Annotated in this window: 20 protein-coding genes; 11 read left to right on the forward strand and 9 right to left on the reverse strand. The window is 66.3% G+C overall.

Translation table 11 applies throughout. The features are described 5' to 3' along the window. Positions 1–129 precede the first annotated feature (129 nt). On the reverse strand, positions 130–792 hold the full coding sequence (gene kstR / locus OVA31_RS14805) for a cholesterol catabolism transcriptional regulator KstR (protein ID WP_267627377.1): 663 nt from the start codon (positions 790–792) through the stop codon (positions 130–132). A 121-nt stretch (positions 793–913) separates the two neighbouring features. On the opposite strand from kstR, the gene OVA31_RS14810 reads away from it, so the two are divergent. From OVA31_RS14810 to OVA31_RS14840, 7 genes are all read left to right on the forward strand, one after another. After that, positions 914–3,100, forward strand: coding sequence for an acyl-CoA dehydrogenase (locus OVA31_RS14810; protein ID WP_267627378.1), 2,187 nt, complete (start codon positions 914–916; stop codon positions 3,098–3,100). Positions 3,101–3,218: 118 nt separating this feature from the next. Continuing rightward, the gene (locus OVA31_RS14815; protein WP_267627379.1) at positions 3,219–4,331 is read left to right on the forward strand and encodes an acyl-CoA dehydrogenase family protein; all 1,113 of its coding nucleotides are present in this window, start codon (positions 3,219–3,221) and stop codon (positions 4,329–4,331) included. Then, positions 4,321–5,484 carry an acyl-CoA dehydrogenase family protein gene (locus OVA31_RS14820; RefSeq protein WP_267627380.1) on the forward strand — a complete coding sequence of 388 codons (1,164 nt, stop codon included), beginning with the start codon at positions 4,321–4,323 and terminating at the stop codon, positions 5,482–5,484. The genes OVA31_RS14815 and OVA31_RS14820 overlap by 11 nt, the downstream gene beginning before the upstream one ends. Then, positions 5,481–6,482: a bifunctional MaoC family dehydratase N-terminal/OB-fold nucleic acid binding domain-containing protein gene (locus tag OVA31_RS14825; RefSeq protein ID WP_267627381.1), complete on the forward strand. Its 1,002-nt coding sequence runs from the start codon at positions 5,481–5,483 to the stop codon at positions 6,480–6,482. The genes OVA31_RS14820 and OVA31_RS14825 overlap by 4 nt, the downstream gene beginning before the upstream one ends. Next, a complete protein-coding gene (locus OVA31_RS14830) occupies positions 6,479–6,904 on the forward strand; it encodes a MaoC family dehydratase (RefSeq protein WP_324290110.1) in 426 nt (141 codons plus the stop codon). Before OVA31_RS14825 ends, OVA31_RS14830 begins: the two co-directional genes overlap by 4 nt. Beyond that, positions 6,904–8,088, forward strand: a complete 1,185-nt coding sequence (locus tag OVA31_RS14835; protein ID WP_267627382.1) for a lipid-transfer protein — start codon at positions 6,904–6,906, stop codon at positions 8,086–8,088. Before OVA31_RS14830 ends, OVA31_RS14835 begins: the two co-directional genes overlap by 1 nt. 27 nt (positions 8,089–8,115) lie before the next feature. Then, complete coding sequence (locus tag OVA31_RS14840; RefSeq protein ID WP_267627383.1) at positions 8,116–9,759, forward strand: acyl-CoA synthetase; 1,644 nt, start codon at positions 8,116–8,118, stop codon at positions 9,757–9,759. Positions 9,760–9,987: 228 nt separating this feature from the next. On the opposite strand, the gene OVA31_RS14845 is transcribed toward OVA31_RS14840, so the two are convergent. Both OVA31_RS14845 and OVA31_RS14850 read right to left on the reverse strand, forming a co-directional pair. Further along, complete coding sequence (locus tag OVA31_RS14845) at positions 9,988–11,271, reverse strand: SLC13 family permease (protein WP_267627384.1); 1,284 nt, start codon at positions 11,269–11,271, stop codon at positions 9,988–9,990. A 17-nt stretch (positions 11,272–11,288) separates the two neighbouring features. Further along, positions 11,289–12,989 carry an MFS transporter gene (locus OVA31_RS14850; RefSeq protein ID WP_267627385.1) on the reverse strand — a complete coding sequence of 567 codons (1,701 nt, stop codon included), beginning with the start codon at positions 12,987–12,989 and terminating at the stop codon, positions 11,289–11,291. Between the two features lie 176 nt (positions 12,990–13,165). Between OVA31_RS14850 and OVA31_RS14855 the strand changes: the two genes are divergently transcribed. Next, on the forward strand, positions 13,166–13,306 hold the full coding sequence (locus OVA31_RS14855; RefSeq protein WP_190266530.1) for a hypothetical protein: 141 nt from the start codon (positions 13,166–13,168) through the stop codon (positions 13,304–13,306). Between the two features lie 58 nt (positions 13,307–13,364). On the opposite strand, the gene OVA31_RS14860 is transcribed toward OVA31_RS14855, so the two are convergent. Both OVA31_RS14860 and OVA31_RS14865 read right to left on the reverse strand, forming a co-directional pair. Next, positions 13,365–13,796, reverse strand: a complete 432-nt coding sequence (locus OVA31_RS14860) for a DUF6918 family protein (RefSeq protein WP_267627386.1) — start codon at positions 13,794–13,796, stop codon at positions 13,365–13,367. Between the two features lie 130 nt (positions 13,797–13,926). Further along, on the reverse strand, positions 13,927–14,712 hold the full coding sequence (locus OVA31_RS14865) for an SDR family oxidoreductase (RefSeq protein WP_267627387.1): 786 nt from the start codon (positions 14,710–14,712) through the stop codon (positions 13,927–13,929). 102 nt (positions 14,713–14,814) lie between these two features. On the opposite strand from OVA31_RS14865, the gene OVA31_RS14870 reads away from it, so the two are divergent. Further along, the gene (locus OVA31_RS14870; RefSeq protein ID WP_267627388.1) at positions 14,815–15,387 is read left to right on the forward strand and encodes a TetR/AcrR family transcriptional regulator; all 573 of its coding nucleotides are present in this window, start codon (positions 14,815–14,817) and stop codon (positions 15,385–15,387) included. Between the two features lie 183 nt (positions 15,388–15,570). Here the strand turns inward: OVA31_RS14870 and OVA31_RS14875 are convergent, their stop codons facing one another. The 4 genes from OVA31_RS14875 to OVA31_RS14890 are packed head-to-tail and all read right to left on the reverse strand — an operon-like array spanning position 15,571 to position 19,916. After that, the gene (locus tag OVA31_RS14875; RefSeq protein ID WP_267627389.1) at positions 15,571–16,431 is read right to left on the reverse strand and encodes a MaoC/PaaZ C-terminal domain-containing protein; all 861 of its coding nucleotides are present in this window, start codon (positions 16,429–16,431) and stop codon (positions 15,571–15,573) included. Positions 16,432–16,436: 5 nt separating this feature from the next. Then, complete coding sequence (gene kstD / locus OVA31_RS14880) at positions 16,437–18,188, reverse strand: 3-oxosteroid 1-dehydrogenase (protein WP_267627390.1); 1,752 nt, start codon at positions 18,186–18,188, stop codon at positions 16,437–16,439. 47 nt (positions 18,189–18,235) lie between these two features. After that, entirely contained in the window at positions 18,236–18,868 is a 633-nt protein-coding gene (locus tag OVA31_RS14885; RefSeq protein WP_267627391.1) for a tyrosine-protein phosphatase, read from the reverse strand. Continuing rightward, positions 18,843–19,916: a ferredoxin--NADP reductase gene (locus OVA31_RS14890; RefSeq protein ID WP_267627392.1), complete on the reverse strand. Its 1,074-nt coding sequence runs from the start codon at positions 19,914–19,916 to the stop codon at positions 18,843–18,845. The genes OVA31_RS14885 and OVA31_RS14890 overlap by 26 nt, the downstream gene beginning before the upstream one ends. Before the next feature lie 177 nt (positions 19,917–20,093). Between OVA31_RS14890 and OVA31_RS14895 the strand changes: the two genes are divergently transcribed. After that, positions 20,094–20,894 (forward strand): mycofactocin-coupled SDR family oxidoreductase, encoded by an 801-nt coding sequence (locus OVA31_RS14895; RefSeq protein WP_267627393.1) that lies wholly within the window; start codon positions 20,094–20,096, stop codon positions 20,892–20,894. Further along, positions 20,894–21,721: a mycofactocin-coupled SDR family oxidoreductase gene (locus OVA31_RS14900; RefSeq protein ID WP_267627394.1), complete on the forward strand. Its 828-nt coding sequence runs from the start codon at positions 20,894–20,896 to the stop codon at positions 21,719–21,721. The genes OVA31_RS14895 and OVA31_RS14900 overlap by 1 nt, the downstream gene beginning before the upstream one ends. The last annotated feature ends 40 nt before the right edge of the window (positions 21,722–21,761 follow it).

The following is a 21,761-nucleotide window of genomic DNA, read 5'->3' on the forward strand; positions in this document are numbered from 1 at the left end:
ATCGTGCGCAGCCGCGCACGATCGAAGAACGTTCGCGCACGGTGGGCGAGAAGCTGTGCACGGTGGGCGAGGAACTGTGCCCGCTCGGCGAAGGAGGACGGTCGGATCGGTGCTGAGGCAGCCGGGTGACTAGTCCGCGCGATCCTTGAGGAGCAGTCGAACGGTCAGTTCGAGTCGGTTGGTGACGTCGGTGGCCGAGGCGCGACGGGTCAGCCACTGCACCAGATTCGACATCCAGACGTCCGACAGGACCCGCGCGATTGCGAGGTCTTCTTCACCGGGCTCGCCGTTGCCGACCATGGCGCCCGCCAGAAGGCGATCGATGATGCCGGCCACCTGATCGACCTCGGCGGTCGCAGACGCGTCGGCGAACATGAATGCACGCGTCATGGCTTCGGTGAGCAGGGGGTCGCGCTGCATCGCGTATGTGATCATGTCGAGGACATGCCGCAGGCGTTCGACCGCGGTGTCGCCTCGCAGTTGCGAGCGATCGACGCGTGCCTCGACCCGCTCGAACTCGCGGGCCAGCGCGGTCACGAGCAGGTGGACCTTGGACGGAAAGTACCGATAGAGGGTGCCGACGGCGACGTCGGCCTTGTCGGCGACGGTCCGCATCTGGACCGCGTCGTAGCCGCCCTTGGATGCCAGCGCCAATGTGGCGTCGAGAATGCGACGGCGGCGTTCGCGCTGGGCCGACGATCCGGTCTCGGTTCCCCCCGACGATGTGCCGGCCGTCGGGGCGGGGTTCGCCGCCGTGTCGACGGAGGCGCTTGCCGGTGCAGAACGTGCCATGTGGTCGAAGACATCCTCACGTGTTTCGGTTCCTGAAGGGTGCCTACCGGTTGGCAACCACCCATGGCATATTAGAACAGGTTCTAATTGCCCGTCACAACCTGACATACAGAGGAATAGCGTGACAATCGCCACGTCAACCGAACAGATCGCCGTCTGTGACGCGATCGCAACCTGGGCGCATGGTGTCCAGACCACCGAACTGGTCCGCGCGGATATCGACAAACCGGCGGATCAATGGACCGGGCTGCTCGCCCAACTCGCCGAATTCGGCGTGTTCGCGGCGGCGCTGCCCGAGGAATATGGGGGTTTCGGCGCCACCTTCACCGATGTCGCCGCGATGATCGAACAATGTGGCCGCAGCCTCGTGCCGGGACCGATCGGCCCCATCGTCGCAGCGGCTCTCGGACTGTCTCGCAGCACCGACGACGACCGAGCCGCCGGTCTGCTCGCCCGCCTCGCGGCAGGTGAAGTGGCCGCCGCGGCGCCGGCAACCGCCTTCGCGGGCGCAGGTGTCACGGAACTCCGCGACGGCCAGATCGATCTCGGATCGGTCCCCGGCTACGTGGACGGCTCTGCGCTGCTGATCCCGCTGCGGTCCGCCGATGGTGATCTCGCATGGCGGATCCTGCCGCCCGGGATCGGCGTCTTCGACGTGACGCTTCAGGGGTCCGTCAGCGGCACCGAGTCGGTCTCGCGGGTTCGCGTCACGTCGGTCGCACCGTCGGATCTCATCGCCCTCGACGACCCGGACTTCGTGGCGGGCGTTCTGTCCGCGACACTCGCCGCGTATCAGAGCGGGGTCGCCCGGTGGGCCCTCGACACCGCGGTGGACTACGCGAAGGTGCGGACGCAGTTCGGTGCGCCGATCGGTTCGTTCCAGGCGATCAAACACATCTGCGCGGACATGCTCTGTCGGAGCGAAGAACTCACGGCCGTGGCCTGGGACCTCGCGCGCGCGGTCGACGACGTGCTCGTCGGCGTGGAACCCGAACGCGCACACGGGCAACTCCGGATCAGCAGATGCGCCGCCGACACGATCGTCGCCGAGGCGGCGGTCGCCAACGCCAAGGACTGCGTCCAGGTGCTCGGCGGGATCGGTTTCACCTTCGAGCATGACGCCCATCTGTATCTGCGATCGGCGATGAATGCCCGAGCCGCATTGGGCCAGGCCGTCCATGCCCGTCGTGAGCTGGGTCGTCTCGGTGTCCAGGGTGCGCGGCGGGATTTCGAGATCGACCTGTCGTCGGTGGAGAAACGGCGCCCTGAGGTACGGGAGGCGGTGGCGGCGATCAAGGCAGCCGAGCCGGAAGTTCGTCGTCAGGCGATGGCCGAATCGGGCTATCTGATGCCCCATTGGCCCACGCCGTACGGTCTGTCGGCCGAGCCGGCACTCCAACTCCTGATCGACGGCGAGTTCGATCGGGCCGGAGTTGTGCGGCCGGACCTGGTGATCGGCGCATGGGCCATCCCGACGATCCTCGAACACGGCACCGACGCGCAGCGTGACCGATTCGTCGGCCCGACGCTCGCCGGCGACATCGTGTGGTGTCAGTTGTTCAGCGAACCCGAGGCCGGTTCGGATCTGGCCGCACTGCGGACCAGGGCAACCCGAGTCGACGGTGGCTGGCAACTGCAGGGGCAGAAGATCTGGACGTCACAGGCGCACAACGCCACCTGGGGGGTCTGCCTCGCTCGGACCGATCCGGATGCGCCGAAGCACAAGGGCATCACCTACTTCCTGATCGACATGAGCTCGCCGGGTATCGACATCCGGCCGTTGCGTGAGCTCACCGGCCGGGCCAACTTCAACGAGGTCTTCCTCGACGATGTGTTCGTCCCCGACGATCACGTGGTCGGCGAGGTCAACGGGGGGTGGCGGCTGGCGCGCACCACGCTCGCGAACGAACGCGTGGCCATGGGCGGATCTGGCCTCGGAAAGGAGATGGACGCACTGCTGCGGCAGGTCGTCGACATGCCCAGGACTCTCGAACCCGACGAGATGGCGACCCTCGGCGGACTCGTCGCCGAGGCACACGTCGGGCAGGTGATCGACGCGCGTGCGGTGACCCAGCGGTTGGCCGGGCACGATCCGGGTGCGCTGTCGAGCGTGCGGAAGCTGATCGGCGTCCAGCACCGTCAGGCGGTGCCGGAGTTCGCTCTGGATCTCCTCGGCACGGACGCGGTGGTGGCGGGTGACGCATCGGACGTTTTCCTCCAGAATCGATGCCTCTCGATCGCGGGCGGGACCACACAGATCCTGCGGACCGCAGCAGCGGAACGGATTCTCGGTTTGCCCCGCGGCTGACCCCGGCGAATCCGCGAATTCGGCAACGAATTGGCAGATGAGGGCCGGTAGCGGACACGGGCGCTAACCCGTCTGATACAACTAGAACAGGTTCTAATTGTCGCAAGGAGGCAGTAGGGTGGACTTTGCCCTCGACGACACGGCGGTCGCGGTACGCGATGCCGCCGCGGAGGTTTTCGCCCGGCACCAGCCGGACTGGGAGACCAAGTTCGGTCAGCGGGGTTTCGGCCCCGAGGTGACGGGTGCGTTCGACGACGTTCTCTGGCGATCGATCGCCGACGCCGGACTGATGGCGTTGCCGCTCCCGGCGGATCTCGACGGCGACGACGTCGCCGTGATCGATCTCCTTCCGCTGTTGCGGAAGATGGGTGAGTCCGCGGCGGTCACGCCGGCACTCGGAACGCTCACCTCGGCGCTCACGCTGCGCCATGCATCGGGCACATCTCGCGCCACGTGGGGTCCGACGTTGCAGGGGGCGGCGTGGCATGCGGTGGCCATCGGCGAGCAGGGCGACACCCTGACGCCGACGCCGCGCACCACGATCCGTGATGGTCGGCTGACCGGAACGAAGACCGGTGTGCTGCACGCGGACGGTGCCACGGCTCTCGTGGTGTCGACCGACGGCGGCGTCGTGATGGTTTCCGCCGACAAGCCGGGCGTCACCATCTCGCGGACGCCGACCTCCAGTGGGTGGGGCGAGTACACCGTGCGTTTCGACGATGTCGAGATCGACGAGGCCGATGTCCTCACCCCCGATGTCTCGGTGCTGCGTGATCGCTACCGGCTGGTGCTGTCGGCCTATGCAGACGGCCTGGTGGCCGGTGCGACTCGGCTCACCGCCGACCATGTCACCGGGCGTGAGCAGTTCGGCAAGCCGATCGCGCTCTTCCAGGCGGTGGGTCAGCAGCTCGCCGACATCTACGTGATCGAGCGCTCGATTGATCTCGCGACCACCGCGGCCGCGTGGCGGATGGCCGAAGGGCTCGACGCGACACAGGATCTCGGGATCGCGTCGTATTGGCTCGCGGCGGAGATCCCGGCGACCATGCGCACCATGACCCACCTGCACGGTGGGATCGGCGTCGACGTGACCTACCCTCTGCATCGCTACTTCTCCATTGCCAAGGATCTCGCGCGGCTGATCGGCGGTGCCGATGCCCGTCTGGACGAGGTCGCCGACGATTCCGATGCGCGGCTCGATTCGAAAGCGCAGGCAGCACATGTTCATTGATCTCACGCCGGAACAGAAGTCCCTTCGTGCCGAACTGCGCGAGTACTTCGCGAACCTGGTCAGCCCGGCCGACGCCGAGGCGATGCTCACCGAGCGTCACGGCGAGACCTACCGCAAGGTCATCCGGCAGATGGGCAAAGACGGCTGGCTCGGAGTTGGCTGGCCGAAGGAGTATGGCGGCAAGGGTTTCGGTGAGATCGAACAGCAGATCTTCACCAACGAGGCGGTGCGCGCCGACGTGCCGTTGCCTGCGGTGACACTGCAGACCGTCGGACCCACGTTGCAGGTCCACGGCACACCGGAACTGAAGGACAAGTTCCTGCCCGACATCCTCGCCGGTGAGGTGCATTTCGCCATCGGGTACACCGAGCCGGAGGCAGGCACCGACCTCGCCTCCCTGACGACGAGTGCTGTCCTCGACGGGGATCACTACGTTGTCAACGGGCAGAAGATCTTCACCACCGGTGCGCACGACGCCGACTACATCTGGCTGGCCGTCCGGACCGACAAGGAAGCCCCCAAACACAAGGGCATCTCGATCCTGATCGTCGACACCAAGGACCCCGGCTTCAGCTGGACTCCGATCATCACCGCCGACGGTGCGCACCATGTGAACGCGACGTACTACAACGACGTCCGCGTGCCGGTGTCGATGCGTGTCGGCGACGAGGGCGGCGGCTGGAAGCTCATCACCACGCAGCTCAACCACGAACGCGTCATGCTCGGCCCCGCCGGCCGCATCGACGGCCTCGCGGCCCGTATCAGGGCGTGGTCTCAACAGCCCGGTTCCGACGGCACGGTGATCGCCAAGCATCCCGATGTCCGACGCGCTCTCGCCGAGATCGAGGCCTACGCCCGGATCAACGAGTTGCTGAACTGGCAGGTCGCATCCACCGGAGAGGCGATCTCGATGGCCGATGCCGCCGCGACCAAGGTCTTCGCCACCGAGCGTCTCCAGCACATCGGCCGCCTCATCAACGAGATCGTCGGGCGCTACGGAGATTTCACCGATCCCGAGACCGCGGCGCTGGTCGACTGGTTGGACGTCCAGCAGAAGCGCAATGTGGTGATCACTTTCGGCGGTGGTGTCAACGAGGTCATGCGCGACATGATCGCGACCTCCGGACTGGGATTGCCGAGGGCGAAGCGATGACTGAAGTGGACATCCGCGCCGCCGCAGAAGCCATCAAGGCCGACGGCCGCAGCGCACCCGTCGCCGGGCGTGACCCGATCAACCAGCCGATGATCAACAACTGGGTCGAGGCGATGGGGGACGAAAACCCCATCTACGTCGACGAATCGGTGGCACGCGCCGCGGGGCACCCGGGTGTGGTCGCGCCGCCGGCCATGGCCCAGGTCTGGACGATGCGTGGACTGCACGGGCAGCGCAGCACCGACGATCCGCTCGGTCGCGCCAGCGAGCTGTTCGACGAAGCGGGCTACACCTCGGTCGTCGCGACCAACTGCGACACCGTCTATCACCGCTACACCGAGCCGGGCGAGGAGGTCAGCCTGTCCGCTGAACTCGTCGACGTGGTCGGCCCCAAGAACACGGCGCTCGGTGAGGGATGGTTCTTCACCACGCGCAACGTGTGGTCTGTCGGCGACGAGGTGGTCGCCGAGATGTCCTTCCGCATCCTGAAGTTCCGCCCGCCGTCGTCGGAGGCGGAGACAGATGTGGCCACGACGGTTCCCGAGGATCTCGACCCGACTCGCATGCTCAAGCCGAGCGCTTCGCGAGACACCGCGTTCTTCTGGGACGGCGTCGCGCAGCACGAGTTGCGGATTCAGAAAGTGGCCGACGGGACGCTGCGACATCCGCCGATCCCGGCAACCTGGAAGCCGCGCGAGGCGGACGGCGTTGTGCCGGAGACGGATTACGTGGTCTCGACGGGGCGTGGAGCCATCTACAGCTACGTCGTCCATCACGCGCCGAAGGTGCCCGGCCGCCAACTGCCCTTCGTGGTGGCACTCGTCGAGCTCGACGAAGGCGTGCGCATGCTGGGCGAGCTCCGCGGCATCACGCCGGCACAGGTGCGGGTGGGCCTGCCGGTCGAGGCGACATATCTCGATTTCCCGGCCGACGCCGACAGTGGATCCGACTCGTGGACCCTGTACGCATTCACACCCGTCGAGGAAGGAAAGTCGTGACAGCCCTTGCACCCCAACCGGTTCAGGTGGCAGACACGCTGCCGCCGTTGACCATCGAGGCGACACCGACGTTCGTCGTCGCGACCGCGCTGGCCACCCGCGACTTCCAGGACGTGCACCACGACCGGGATCTCGCCCAGGCCAAGGGTTCCAAGGACATCTTCGTCAACATCCTGACCGACACCGGTCTGGTGGAGCGTTTCGTCACCGACTGGGCCGGTCCGACCGCGCGGATTCGATCGATCTCCCTGAAACTCGGCGTGCCGTGGTACGCCTACGACTCGGTGACCTTCGCCGGTGAGGTCACCGACATCACCGACGGCCTGATCACCGTGTCGGTGACCGGCACGAATTCCCTGGGAAAGCACGTGATCTCGACGGTCACGCTCACTCACGGGCAGACCACGGAAAGGACGGCGTGATGGCGGGGCTCTCCGGACAGGCCGCGATCGCCGGCATCGGCGCCACCGAGTTCTCGAAGAACTCCGGGCGCAGTGAATTGCGACTGGCGGCCGAGGCTGTGTCGGCCGCGGTTGCCGATGCCGGGCTCACCCCGGCCGACGTCGACGGTCTGGTCTCTTTCACGATGGACACCAACGCCGAGATCGCTGTGGCGCGTGCGGTGGGCATCAAGGAGATGACCTACTTCTCGCGTATCCACTACGGCGGTGGTGCGGCCTGCGCGACCGTGCAACAGGCGGCGATGGCAGTTGCGACCGGAGTGGCCGACGTCGTCGTCGCCTACCGGGCCTTCAACGAACGGTCCGGCCTCCGATTCGGTCAGGTCAACAGTGCTGTCGCCAATCAAGAGAATTCGTCAGGTACCGACAACGCGTTCTCCTACCCGCACGGGCTGTCAACGCCGGCCGCCTTCGTCGCGATGGTCGCGCAGCGGTACATGCACGAATATGGCGCGACCAGTGAGGATTTCGGGCGAATCGCGGTGGTCGATCGCAAGCATGCGGCGGTCAACCCGAACGCGTTCTTCCACGGCAAGCCGATCACCCTGGAAGATCACCAGTCCTCCCGTTACATCGCCGAGCCGTTGCACCTGCTCGACTGCTGTCAGGAATCCGACGGTGGTGTTGCCATCGTGGTCGTGTCGGCCGAGCGTGCGCGCGACCTGCCGCAGGTGCCCGCAGTGATCTCGGCGGCCGCGGCAGGCAGCGCCGACGACCAGTTCATCATGTCGAGTTACTACCGCGACGACCTCGCGGGCCTTCCGGAGATGGGCCTGGTGGGCCGGCAGTTGTGGAAGCAGTCGGGGCTCGGTCCGTCCGACATGGACATGGCCATCCTTTACGACCACTTCACTCCTTACACGCTGATGCAGCTCGAGGAGTTGGGGTTCTGTGGTCGAGGAGAGGCGAAGGACTTCGTCCGGCGCCCGGGCGCGCTCGAGGTCGGTGGCGACCTACCTCTGAACACCCATGGGGGACAACTCGGTGAGGCCTACATTCACGGGATGAACGGGATCGCGGAGGCGGTCCGACAGATACGTGGCGATTCGGTCAATCAGGTCGAGAACGCCGACAAGATCGTGGTCACCGCGGGTACGGGGGTCCCCACCAGCGGTCTGGTGCTCACGCGGTCTCAGGTCAACTAGGCGAGTTCAGCAAAAGGGAGAAAGACAATGAAGTTCAATCTGGCCGACGTGTTCGAGGCAGTCGCCGATTCGGTGCCCGAGCGCATCGCGCTGAGCTACCAGGGGCGTCAGATCAGCTACGCCGAACTCGACGGGCTCGCCAACCAGGTCGCACATCTGTTGGCCGGTTCCGGTATCGGCGCCCATGACAACGTCTCGTTGTTCCTGAAGAACAGTGTCGAGCATGTGACGAGCCTGCTGGGTCTGCTGAAGATCCGTGCTGTGCCGGTGAATATCAACTACCGCTACACCAATCCCGAGCTGAAGTACATCTTCGACAACTCGGATTCGCGCGCGATCATCGTCGAGCTGCCCGAACACCAGCGCAGCGTCGCTGCCCTGCTGCCCGAACTGCCCTCGGTCCGCACAGTTCTGGTGATCGGTGAGGTCGAGAACGAGCTGTCGGACGCCGCAGTCGATCTCCCGGGTGACCGATCCGTGGAGATCGTGTCGTTCGCCGATGCGGACACGAAGTCCACCGAGCGTGACTTCGAGGCGCGCAACGGTGAGGAGCTGTACCTCCTCTACACCGGTGGCACCACGGGCTACCCCAAGGGCGTCATGTGGCAGCACGACGACTTCTTCCGGAAGCCGCTGTCGGGCGGGAACCCGTACGGTGAGGCTCGGAAAGACCTGGCCGAGATCGCCACTGCGGTCAAGGATTTCCCGTCGATCGCCTTCCTGCTTGCGGCTCCGCTGATGCATGGTGCCGCGTCGTACTCGCTGTTCACCTTCTTCACCCTCGGCGGGCGGCTCGTCATCGAGCGTGACTTCGACCCCGTGGCCATCGTGTCCACGGTCGAGGCGGAGAAGGTTCAGATCATCCTCATCGTCGGCGACGCCATGGGAATGCCACTCGTCGAGGAGTTCGAACGTCGCACCGGCGAGGTCGACCTGTCGTCGCTGTTCTCGGTCACCTCCGGTGGCGCGATCTGGTCGCAGCATGTGCGCGACCGCTTCCTGGCGGTGAAGTCGGATCTGGTGTTGCGCGACAACTTCGGTGCATCGGAGTCGGGCAACGACGGCGAGATCATGATGGACGACAACGGGAATCTCCGGGTGCCGCCGACCGACCGGATGATGGTGGTCGACGAGTCGCTCAACAAGATCGAACCCGGTTCCGGTGATGTCGGCTACATCGCGCGCATCGGCAACGTTCCGCTCGGCTACTACAAGGACGAGGCGAAGACCGCGAAGACCTTCCCGACCCTGCCGGACGGCACCCGGATCTCGATCCTCGGCGACATGGGCACGGTGGAGGCCGACGGCACGATCGTGTTCCTCGGTCGCGGGTCGCAGTGCATCAACACCGGCGGCGAGAAGGTGTACGCCGAAGAGGTCGAAGCCGAACTCCACGCGCACCCTGCGGTCGCCGACGCGCTGGTCGTCCCGGTGCCCGACGAGCGTTACGGTCAGCGCGTGGCGGCCGTCATCCAGGTGGCCGACGGCGCAATCGAGCCGACGCTGGAGGAGATCCAGGAACATTGCCGGAAGAGCCTCGCCCGCTACAAGGTTCCGCGAACCGTGGTGTTCGTCGACGAGGTCAAGCGGACCCCGGCGGGTAAGGCCGACTACCGCTGGGCGAAGTACGCCGCCGCCGTCGCCGGCGAGACCGCGGGCGCTGCCACGTAGACGCGCCCTTCCGTCACATCTGACACCTCGCCGATCGGGTACAGAATCCCGCCGACCGTGCGCAATTTCCCATCGAGCGTGCGCAATTCGTCGTCGGTCGGGCACTGGATCGCGTCGACTGTGCGCAGCAGTGAGCAGCATCGACTGATTGCGCACGATCGGCGGATTTCTGTGCACGGTCGGCGCGGTGTTGTGCCCGATCGGCGTGGTGCTGCACGGTCGGCGGGGTCAGCTGACCTGCAGGCTGATCCACAGCGCGACGACCGCTGCGATCAGGGTGGGCGGCACCGACAACAACCCGAGCTGCAGGTAGCGCCGCGACGGCGGCGGCAGGGCCTGGCGGTGCATCACGTCGCGCCACAGCAAGGTCGCGAGCGAGCCGAAGTAGGCGAGGTTGGGACCGATGTTGACGCCCAGTAGCACTGCGAGTACCAGCGCGGGCTGATGAGCGACCAGCGGTACCAGCAGCAGGGTGGCAGGCAGGTTGTTGAGGACGTTGGCCAGCACTGCGGCGAGGGCCGCGACGGCAAGCAGTGCCAACAGGCCTGAGCCAGATGGGATCAGGCCGGCGACCGCGTCGCCGAGCGGTCCCTCGCGAACGGGCAGGATGACCACACCGAGAGCCGCGACGAAGGCGAGGAACGGGACGTTGGCCGCCCGAAGGACGTGGATCGTGTCCGAACGGGGAGCCGCCACCAGCAACGGCACCGCCATCAAGACGGCGCCGATGGTGGCGACGCCCACCAAGGGGATGCCGAGCGGTTCGGCGACGAGAAATCCGATCAACAGGATCCCCAAGCAGGTGAGAGTCCAGCGTGGTGGACGGGGTGTGTCGCGTTCGCCGCTGCTCGACGGCGTCCCCGACGATCCGGACGTCGTCGGCCGGGCGCGGAGGTCGTCGGCGAAGAATACTCGGAAGACGATGAACTCCACCACGATCGCGACGATCCACGGCGCGGCCATCGTGGCGGTGAAGCCCAGGAAGGTCAGCCCGGTGGCCGAGAACGCGATGAGGTTGGTCAGATTCGACACCGGCATCAATGTCGACGCACTGTTCGCCAGGTGTGCACTCGCGTAGCCCACTGGGGCGACCCGGGCTCCGATCCGTCGCGCCGTGTCGACGGCAAGGGGTGTCAACAAGACGATGGTGGCGTCGAGGCTGAGGATTGCTGTGACGATTGCAGCCGCGGCGAACACGATGCGCAACAGACGGTTCGGTGAATCCCGGCTCCACCGGGACATGAGGGAGCCCACCCACGCGAAGACCCCGGTGCGGGCGCAGACATCCGCGACGACCAGCATTGCCGCCAGGAACCCGATGGTGGGCGCCATGAAGTCGAGTTCGTCGGCGGCGCTCGACCATGACGTGAGCCCGGTCGCGACCACCAGAACTGCGGCGGGCACCGCGACGACGGCCGGGGGGAGCCGACGGGCGGTCATGGTGAACGCGATGACCGCGATGAGCAGCGCGATCGACACCCCTGCGCCGAACACGTTGTCGGCCGAGATCATGGGTGAGCGGGCGGCATTCAGCCGCCTGGCCGCGTATCGACGGTATCGGCGTCGGCGTCAGTGTCCTCGGGGGCGGCACCGTCGGCGTCCGCGAGGCCGGAATCGTCGGTGCCGTCGGGAGATTCCTCGACGATGCGCATCGGCGCCAGCCAGAACAGAAGTAATGAACTGGCGACGATCAATGATCCGAGCACGATGTAGGCCTGGCTCAGCGGACCCATGAATGCCTCGCGGGCCCCGTCGAGGATGCGGGCGGCGAGTGGGCCCGCCTGATCGGCGAGACGGTCGGCGACGGCGCTCGCCTCGGCGAGGGACCGGCGAATGGTGCCGGCTGCGACATCGGCCTGCGCGATCAGTGCCTGCCCGCCGGCAGCGTCACCGGCAGCGATTCTCTCCTGTCCGGCCTCGACCATCTGGTCGCGGGCCGCGTCGGCCACTGGGCCGATCCGCGACGACCAGCCCGCTGCCACGATGCTTCCCGCCAATGCGATCCCGATGGCCGCGCCGACTTCGCGAGATGTGTCGTTGACCGCGGACCCGATTCCCTGGTTGTCCAGGGGAGTATTCGACATGATCGCAGTGGTCGACGTCGCGTTCGCCAGCCCGATACCGCTGGCGAAGATCCCGAGAATCCATGCGACCGAAAGATAGTCGTCGTAGTCGATGGCCCCCATGAGGATGATGCCGACCCCGGATAGCAGCACACCGCCGCTGATGAAGTACTTCACCATGTGAAAGCGGACAGCGGCCCAGTTGCCGACCAGCGAGAAGATGCCGACGCCCGCGACGAAAGGAAGCAGGGCAAGAGCGGACTTGAGTGGCGAGTATCCGAACACCAATTGGAGTTGCTGCAGCAGCAGATAGAACATACCGAAGGAGCCGAGGAACTGCATCGCCACCGACAGGGATCCCGACCCGAAAGCGCGGTTGGCAAACAGGCGGATGTCGAGCAGCGGCGACTCCCGTCGCAACTCGATGATGCAGAACACCCCGACGAGCAGGATGCCTCCGACGAGGCAGACCAGAACGACCGGATCATCCCAACCGCGGTGCGGCGCTTCGAGGAGACCGAACACGATGGCCGTCACGGCCAGCACCGAGGACATCGTGCCGAGATAGTCGAATGCGCCGGGATTGCGGTCTCGTGAGGTGCCGATGGTGAAGCACAACGCCGCCGATATCACCGACGACGCGGCGAAGGTTATGAAGATCGAGTGCCACGAGAAGAATTCGAGCAAGATGCCGGTGACCAGGAAGCCTGCGATGGCGCCACCGCCTGCGACGGCCGCCCAGATGCTGACAGCCATCGCACGCCGCGACTCCGGCACGCCGGAAGTGATCAACGAGAGGGTGGTCGGCATGATGAGCGCAGCGGCCGCGCCGGCAAGGCAGCGGGTCGCGATCAATTCGGTGGGGCTACTCACCCAGATGGCGAGCAGGGATGCGATGCCGAAGATCACGAGACCGGCGATCAGAACGCCACGGCGGCCGAATCGATCACCGACGGCGCCCGCCGGCAGCAACAGTGCGGCCAGCGCAAGGGTGTATCCGTCGACGATCCATGTCATCTGTCCGGCGTCGGCGCCGACGTCGATGGCGATGTCGGGGAGCGCAGTGTTCAGTGCGGCCATCGCCGCGACGACCATGCTCACCGCCGCGCACGCGATCGAGATCAACCACGCAGACCGGAGGTCGTCTCGACTCATATTCGGGCGCATCGCCTCACCTCATCAGATCCCCGGTCGCGGTGTTGCTGTTTCGTAATCGAGACACGCGGCGTCGGCGACGTCAACCTGAGCGCAACATGTGACACATTTATCACTGCAGTAACAAAATCCCGGCGATAGTCGGCCGTTCGGTCGACCATGACCCGGACAACCGAAAGTGGGAGATCATGGCGTCATCCCGTGTCGCCTCTTCACAAGGTACCGACTACTCGCCTGTGCGCGTGCACGTATGGCGTGTGCTCTCGATGGTGGCGGCGTTGGTCGCGGTGGTCGTCGGCCTGCTCGTCATCGTCACATCTGCCGCCTGACACGATAACGCGCGCCGCCGAGGACTCCTCGGCGACGCGCGCGTGGTGGCGAGTCGAATCAGCCTGCGTGCTTCTCGATTGCGGCGCCCACTCGAGGGAGCGCCGCAATGACATAGCCTTTGGCCTTGCCTCGCAACGAGTTGTAAGCCTTGGCCAGCGACGGCTTCGCGGTCGCGGCCTGATCATCGGTGACCGTCAACAGTGCTTCGGCTGCGGTATCGCCGTTGGCGACGAGATGATCGCCGAAGGTGACCCCGGCAGGCTTCGAGTCCCACAGCGGTGCAAGCGCCGACAAGAAGTCCGGGAGCATCTTGTCGGTCGCCGATGCGGTGATGCCGGGCTTGACCTTCTGGGCGGCCGCGTAGGCCGTCTTCACGGCGGCGCCGCCGAGTCCCTTCTGGTCCGACACCTCGGCGTCGATCACCTCGACAAGGTCGGCGACCACGGCGGGGCGATCGTTGTCGAGCAGGGACTGCAGCGAATCACTCATGAGTTCTCCTCGCGGATGCCCGGCGGCCGGGCAAAGTCGACGGCGGTTGTCCGCGTCGAGATTACTGCCCGGCCGACCGAGTTGGGGTCACGCGCACCGTGCTGTGGCGCAGACCACTCGAACTCCTCGATCAGTACTTCTCGGACTGTCCTCCGTCGATGGGGATGACGGTCGCGTTGATGAACGACGACTCGTCGGAGAGCAGGAAGGCGACCAGGTGACCGACCTCCTCGGGCCGACCGAATCGCTTCATCGGGTTCACGCTGACGAACTGTCGGCCGGCCTCTTCCCAGTTCTCCGGGTCCAGCTGCTTGAGCGAACCCTCGACCATCGGGGTCATGATGGCCCCCGGTGCGATGGCCTTGACCGAGACGCCGTACTGCCCGTACTCGATTCCCGAATTACGGGTCAGGCCAACCACGCCATGCTTGGCGGCGGCATAGCCCGACTGGTTGCCGACGCCGCGAATACCGCCGACCGATGCCGTGTTCACGACACTGCCCGATCCCTGCTCCTTCATGACCGCGAGCACATGCTTGAGGCCGAGAAACACTCCGCGCAGGTTGATCGAGAGCACTTTGTCGAACTCTTCGGTGCCGAAGTCCTGCGTGAGATCCTGCTTTCCCTCGATGCCTGCGTTGTTGAAGAACGCGTCGATGCGACCGAAGGTCTCGACGGTCCGGGCGACGTAGCCCTTGACCGCATCTTCGTCGGCGACGTCGGCGACGATCTGGATCACCTTCGCGTCGGAGGCGACCTCGGCGATGGCGTCTGCAGTCCCGGCCAGGCCCTTCTCGCTGACGTCCACCAGAGCCAGGGCGGCCCCTTCGCCGGCGACCCGAGTTGCGGCGGCCCTGCCGAGCCCCGAACCCGCGCCCGTGATGAGCACTACCTTGTCGCTGAAGCGAGCAGTCATGGTGCGAACCTTCTTCCGTGAAAACCCGGCCCGTCCCATTGGCGGGTCGTACAGTCCTAATAACGAGACGTATGGTTCCGTTATTCCGGAGGGCAGGGCGAGATGGTCGACGGTGAGGTCGGGCGAGGGCGAGGTCGCCCACGAGACGAGCGACTCGACGAGAAGATCCTCGACGCCACCAGGGCGCTCATCGACGAGGTCGGATATCACCAGACCACGATGGATGCCATCGCCGCCCGTGCGGGCGTGGGCAAGGCGTCGTTGTATCGGCGCTGGCCGACGAAGGCCGCGGTCATCACCGACGCCGTCGCTGCCGACCTCGCCGCCCCACCGGCTCCCGATACGGGTTCGGTCGGCGGGGACGCCCTGAGCTATCTGCGCGACCTCAGGCACGCGCTGACGCTGCTGGGTGGGCCGTCCGTGGTCGCCGGAGCGCTCGCCGAGCGCGGCGAGGCCGGGCAGCTCGAATTGCGTGAGATCCTTCGCGCATGGAACGAGCCGGGAGCGGCGCTCCTGCGTCGGGGGATCACACGATCGGAACTACCTGCCGACCTGCCGATCGAGGTCATCGTCGACAGCTGGACCGGGTACCTGATCTATCAGATCGTGTTGGTCCGCGTGGTGCCGTCCGACGACGACCTGCGTCGGCTCGTCGGTCTGTTGTCCGCGGGATGATCTCGATACGACTTCCTCGCTGCGCTCGTCGTCTACTCGATCAGCGGTGAAATGCTTACCGCGGGTCGGCGTTGAAATGCCTACCGCGGGTCGGCGGTGAAGTGCTTCCCGCCGGTCGAGTAGTCGGCGAGCGCAGCGAGTCGACGTATCGAGACCCTGTGTAGCCGAAAGCCTCTCGTTCCCTCAGCGCGCGACGGTGAGTACCACGTTCGCCAGTGCCGGCGCGCCGTCGCGGTCGGCGACGGTTGCCGTGACGAGAAGTTGCTCGCCCTCGTCCCAGACGTTCACGTCCAGCGTCTCACCGGGGAACACCACACCGGCGAAGGACGCCGAGTAGTCGCGGACCGCGGTGACATCGCCACCGAGGACGACATCCGTGACGGCGCGGCAGACTGAGCCGTAGGTGCAGCGACCGTGCAGGATCGGACGCGGGAAACCGGCATTCGCGGCGAACTCCGGGTCCGAGTGCAACGGATTACGGTCACCGCACAGCCGGTAGAGCAGTGCCTGTTGCGGGAGCGTCGGCACCGACAGTCGATGGTCGGGTTCTCGATCCGGGTAGGCCACTTTGGCGGACGCGCCGCGTTCGCCGCCGAAGCCGCCCTCGCCCTTGGCGAAGATCGACCACTGGGTGGTCCAGAGCGGACCGGCATCGTCGGAGGTCGCTGCTTCCAGGATGACGACCGCCGCGGAGCCCTTGTCCTGGACCTCGATGATCCGCGTCCGGCTCGTCGCCTTGCCGGCCGCCGGCAGTGGACGATGCGCGGTGATCTTCTCGCTCCCGTGCACCACCTTCGCGAGATCGATGTCGATGCCGGGAAAGTTGACCGTCGGGGGCTCGGTCATGTGGAACGACGCGGCGACAGCAGCGAACGTCGGTAGAACCTTCGGCGCGACGTCGTCGACGTAGGCGAGCCCGGTGGTGTCCATCGGGTCGGCCGCTGCGCCGACGGCGAGGTGATACAGCGCGACGTCGGAGGCGGACCACTCGAAGGAGACCTCGCCGAGATCGGCGCCGACGGCTACGGATGGATCGATGGGCACGGTGATCAGGCTCCTGTGGTGCTCGTGGACGGTGCTGCGGTCTGCGCCTTCGCCGCGGCATCGAGGGCCGCGAGATATCCGAAGACCATGGCCGGGCCGATGGTGGCGCCCGGGCCGGCGTAGGTGTGGCCCATCACCGGTGCGCTGGTGTTGCCCGCGGCATAGAGGCCGTCGATGACGGAGCCGTCGGCCCGCAGTGCGCGACCGGACGCGTCGGTGTCGATGCCGCCCTTGGTACCGAGGTCGCCGGGAACCATCTTGGCCGCATAGAACGGCGCCTTGGCCACCGCGCCGAGGCTCGGGTTCGGCTTGTTGGTGATGTCGCCGTAGTAATGGTCGTAGCCGCTCTTGCCGCGTCCGAAGTCGGCGTCCACACCGGAGCGTGCGAAGCCGTTGAATCGCTCGGTGGTCGCCGCGAGGGCGTCCGCAGGCAGGCCGGTCTTCTCAGCGAGTTCGGCGATGGTATCGGCTTTGACCACCACACCCGACTCAAGCCACTTCTTCGGAAGCGGTTGGCGCGCATTGATTCCCGCGAACAGATAGCGGTTACGACAGGTCTGGTCGAAGATCAGCCACGACGGCACGTTAGTGCCGGGCCCCTCGCCCTGACCGAACTCTCCGCCGTACATCTGATGCACCGCCTCCACGTACGGCAACGATTCGTTCATGAATCGCTGTCCCTGCTCGTTGACGATGAAGGTGCCGGGAACGGACCGTTCCGACAGCGCGAACCACGGACCGCGGGGCAGCGGGATCGTCGGGCCCCACCAGGCGTCGTCCATCAGTGAGACCGCAGCGCCGATCTTCTGTCCCGCACTGATGCCGTCACCGGTGTTGGACGGTGCGCCGGTGGTCCAGTCCGAACCGATCGGCTCCCGCTGGTACTTGCGCCGCATCTCGGCGTTGTTCTCGAAGCCGCCGCACGCCAGGATCACGCCGTGCCGAGCGTGGATGGGGAAGGTCGCGCCGTCGGACTCGGCGACCACGCCGACCACGCGGCCGTCCTCGGTCAGCAGATCGGTGAGACCGGTGTTGAGACGGAGCGGAACTCCGAGCTGACGGACCCCGAGCAGGAGTTCGGCCGCGAGTGCGGCACCCATCGCGATGAGCTTCTTGCCGCGCGAGCGGGCCCAGAAGAACCGACTACCGACCTTGGCCATCCGCAACGGCCCCCGCCAGTGCCGGAGACCGGTGTTGAGCCACCGGTAATCCGACTGCAGCACCACCATGTTCAGCGGAGCCTTGGTGTACTGCGGATGCAGGGTCTTCAGGTCGTCGCCGAGTTTGCGGGCGTCGAACGGGCGGGGCTCGACGGACCGACCGCCGAGGCGGCCACCAGGGGCCTCGGGGTAGTAGTCGGAGTAGTTCTTCACCCATTCGAGGTCGAGCGGGGCGTTCTTCATGAGGAAGTCCAGCGCCTCGGGCCCACGGTCGATGTAGGCGTCGATGCGCTCGGCGGGCGCGTGTTCGCCGATGATCGCGTGCACGTACTCGCGGGCCCTGTCGGTGGTGTCGTCGACACCGTCCCGCTTCAGCACCGAGTTGTTCGGGATCCAGACACCACCGCCCGAGCGTGACGTCGAGCCACCCCAGTACGGGGACTTCTCGATGATGACGGTCTTCAGGCCGCTCGCGGCGGCCGTGATGGCCGCGCTCAAGCCGGCCGCCCCGGCACCGACGACGACGACGTCGTACGTCTCGCCCTCGGTCGACTGTGCCGTGGTGTTCTGTTCTGCAGGATCGGTCGCGCCGGCCATGGAAGTCCCTTCGTGCGCCGCGGGGTGCAACAAGTTCTTGTTCTGAATTAGAACACGTTGCAGAAATGGTACGCCAGAGGAGGCCCGCAACTCCGGGTCACTGAGAGCTCCCGTCGTCGAGCGATCCGAACAGCGGAGGCAGACCGCCGCGGCGCAGCATCTTGGTCCGGAGCCCCCGTGGCGATGTCACGCAGGGTCGAGCCGACCTGGCGGCGGGCGGCCGCGTCCGTGATCATCCAGCGGTAGTAGTCCTGCATCATGCGCACTGCCTTGGCCCCACCGAGGGCCTGCTGCTGGGCCGCCGGGCCACTGCCGATGATCCGGTTGACCGTCAGATAGAAATCGTTGTCGGGATCCCTTATCGGCTGCTTGATGTACCGGAGCGGCGGGAGACCGTCCGGGCTCGCGGCGACCTCGTTGGGTGACCGGACGTCGACGATGTCAGTGACGCCCAGTGCGACGAGCTTCTGCTTATCCACATCGGTCAACGTGTTGAGTGCATTGCTGCGATAGACGACGCCGGTGTGGACGGTGGGAGCGTGGCGATCCCGACCGACGTCAGGCAGATGCTGACGGCCGCAACGGCGCCGCGGATGCCGACGGCGAATCGTGGTCAGGACAGGATTGTTCCCTCCTTCTCGAGTGGGTTGTCGATCAGAATCTGATGCGGGCGAAATCACCGTTCGGCCGGGCCTGGCATGCCAGGACGTAGCCGGCTTCCAGGTCGTCCTCGTCGAGCACGCCGGTGTCGGTCATCGTCACGTCGCCGTCGACGACGACACAGGCGCAGGTGCCGCATTGCCCTTCGCGGCAGGAGTAGGGGACGTCGATTCCGTGGGCGAGCATCGCTTCCACCAGGTTCTGCGATCGCGGCCAGTCGATGGTGTGAGTGTCTCCGTCGGTATCGACCTGCGCGGTCGTCGTGGCGAGGACATCGGACTCCGAGGCGGGTTCCGGTGCGCGTGGTTCCGATGTGCGCTGGGCGAAGGGGTCGCCGCGAAGAGATGCGAAGACCTCGGCGTGCACCCGTGACCGTGGTACGCCGAGGCTCGCCATCGCGTCGCGAACCGTCGCCATGAACCCTGCGGGACCACACACGTAGGAGTGGCGGTCGGCGAACGGCTCGGCCAACCGTGCGAGTCCGTCGGCGGTCGGTCGTTCCCGGACGGATTCGAGCCAGTGGATCACGACCAACCGGTTCGGGTGCCGCGCTGCGAGAGTGCGTAGTTGCTCGTCGAAGATGATCGAGTCGGCATCGCGGTTGGCGTAGATGAGCGTGACGTGCCCACTCCCGATCGCGAGGGTGGACTTGAGAATCGAGAACAGCGGGGTGATGCCACCACCGGCTCCCCAGAGGAGGAGGTCCTCGTCTGCCGACGTCGGCGTGAAGGCGCCGGACGGCGGGAGCAGGTCGACGACGTCTCCTTCGGACACGTTGTCGCACAACCAGTTGGAGCCGTAGCCGTTCGCGGTGCGCTTGACCGTGACCATCAGCTCGTCGTCGCTGACCGGGCAACTGGCGAGGGAGTAGCAGCGGGCCACCGACCCCGTTGTGTCGCTGGGGATGCGCAGGGTGAGGAATTGGCCGGGACGATAGGTGAAGTCGTGCGTGCGGTCGGCCGGCACCTCGAACACGATGGACTTCGCGTCCCGGGTCTCGTCGATGACTCGTGAGACCCGGGCCGACGCGGGACGCGGCGGGGCCACGCGGGCGGCAACCGTCGTCATACCAACCTCCTTCGTTGCGATGACGTCATGGTGTGTGGTGGGTCGGCTCCGCGGAGCGGCGGATTCTGTTGTCCGGGAGAGATTCGGTGGCTGCCCGCTGAGTGGGAGGCGTGCCGTCGCGTGCGGTCGCGGCGGCCTTATGGTCGCGGCCATGCACAGGTGCTCCGGGAGAACCGAATGAATCGCATGCGTGATCAGGTCGTCCTGGTCACCGGCGCGGCCAAGGGGATGGGGCGAAGCCACTGCGTGCGGCTCGCAGAGGAGGGCGCGAGTGTCATCGCGGTCGACCTCGAGGCGTCTGCCGACGATCTGGCCGGCACGGCGCGCGAGGTCGACTGGGTGGGTGGGCGCTGCGTGACCGCTGGTGCCGACATCCGCGACTTCGAGAGCCTCGCTGGGGCTGTTCGCGGCGGCGTCGACGAGCTCGGCCGCCTCGACGCCGTGGTCGCCAACGCGGGTGTCTACCCGGAGGCCCGCCCATCGTGGGAGATCGACGATGACAGCTGGCGCCGCGTCATCGACATCAATCTGACCGGAGCGTGGCACACGGTGAAGGCGACGGTGCCCTTGATGGAACCGGGCGGATCGTTGGTGATCATCGGTTCGACCAACGGGCTCAAGGGGATGGCCGGAACGGCGCACTACTGCGCGAGCAAGCATGGTGTCGTCGGGCTGACCCAGACATTGGCGAACGAACTCGGCCCGAACGGTATTCGAGTGAACGCCGTCCATCCGGGATCGGTGGGTACGTCGATGATCCTCAATGAACGGGTCTTTGCGAAGCTGCGCCCGGACCTCGCAGCACCCGCCGAGGACGACGCCGCAGTCGCGCTCGCCTCCCGCAATCTCCTGGGCGTGCCGTGGGTCAGCCCCGTCGACGTCAGCAACGCCGTGCTGTTCCTGTTGTCCGCGGAAGCACGCTACGTCACCGGGACGAATGTCGTGGTGGACGCCGGCCTCGTGGCGAAGGTCTCGTGATGGGCCGCGTGGCAGGGCGGGTGGCGCTGGTGACCGGTGCGGCGCGCGGTATCGGGCGAGCTCAGGTGTTGCGCTTCGCCGAAGAAGGGGCCGACATCATCGCCCTCGACATCTGCCGGTCCGTGGAGACGACGGTGACACCGCCATCGACCCCCGAAGACCTCGCCGAGGTGGCATTGCTTGCCGAGAAGCAGGGCTCACGGGTGATCTCCGCTGTCGTCGACGTCCGCGACGGCGAGCTCCTCCGCGACACCGTCGACGCTGCTGTCGCTGATCTCGGTGGCCTCGACATCGTCTGTGCAACAGCGGGCATCACCTCGAAGGGCGCGGCGGTCGAACTCGGCGACGACGAGTGGGACACGATGCTCGATGTCAATCTCACGGGAGTGTGGCAGACCTGCAAGGCGACCGCACCGCACCTCATCGAGAAGGGTGCTGGTGCGATGATCCTGACCAGCTCCATCGCCGGGCTGCGGGGACTCTCCGGAGTTGCCCACTACGTGTCCGCCAAGCACGGCGTCGTCGGCCTGATGCGGTCGCTGGCACATGAACTGGCGCCGTACGGCATTCGGGTGAACTCGGTACATCCGACCAACGTCGACACGCCGATGATCCAGAACCCCATGGTCCGCAAAGCGTTCCGGCCCGATCTGGAGAACCCCACCCGCGAGGAGTTTGCGGCCGCGGCCCAGACGATGAACATGTTGCCGGTCCCGTGGATCGAACCGGTCGACATCGCGAACGCCGCGCTGTTCCTCGCCTCGGACGAGGCGCGATACATCACGGCGGTCACGCTGCCCGTGGATGCGGGGTCGACGCAACGCTGACAGCGAGACTCGCACTGTGACCGACGACGTGGCCCCGTAT

The sequence above is a fragment of the Gordonia sp. SL306 genome (genome assembly GCF_026625785.1).
Classification (GTDB): domain Bacteria; phylum Actinomycetota; class Actinomycetes; order Mycobacteriales; family Mycobacteriaceae; genus Gordonia.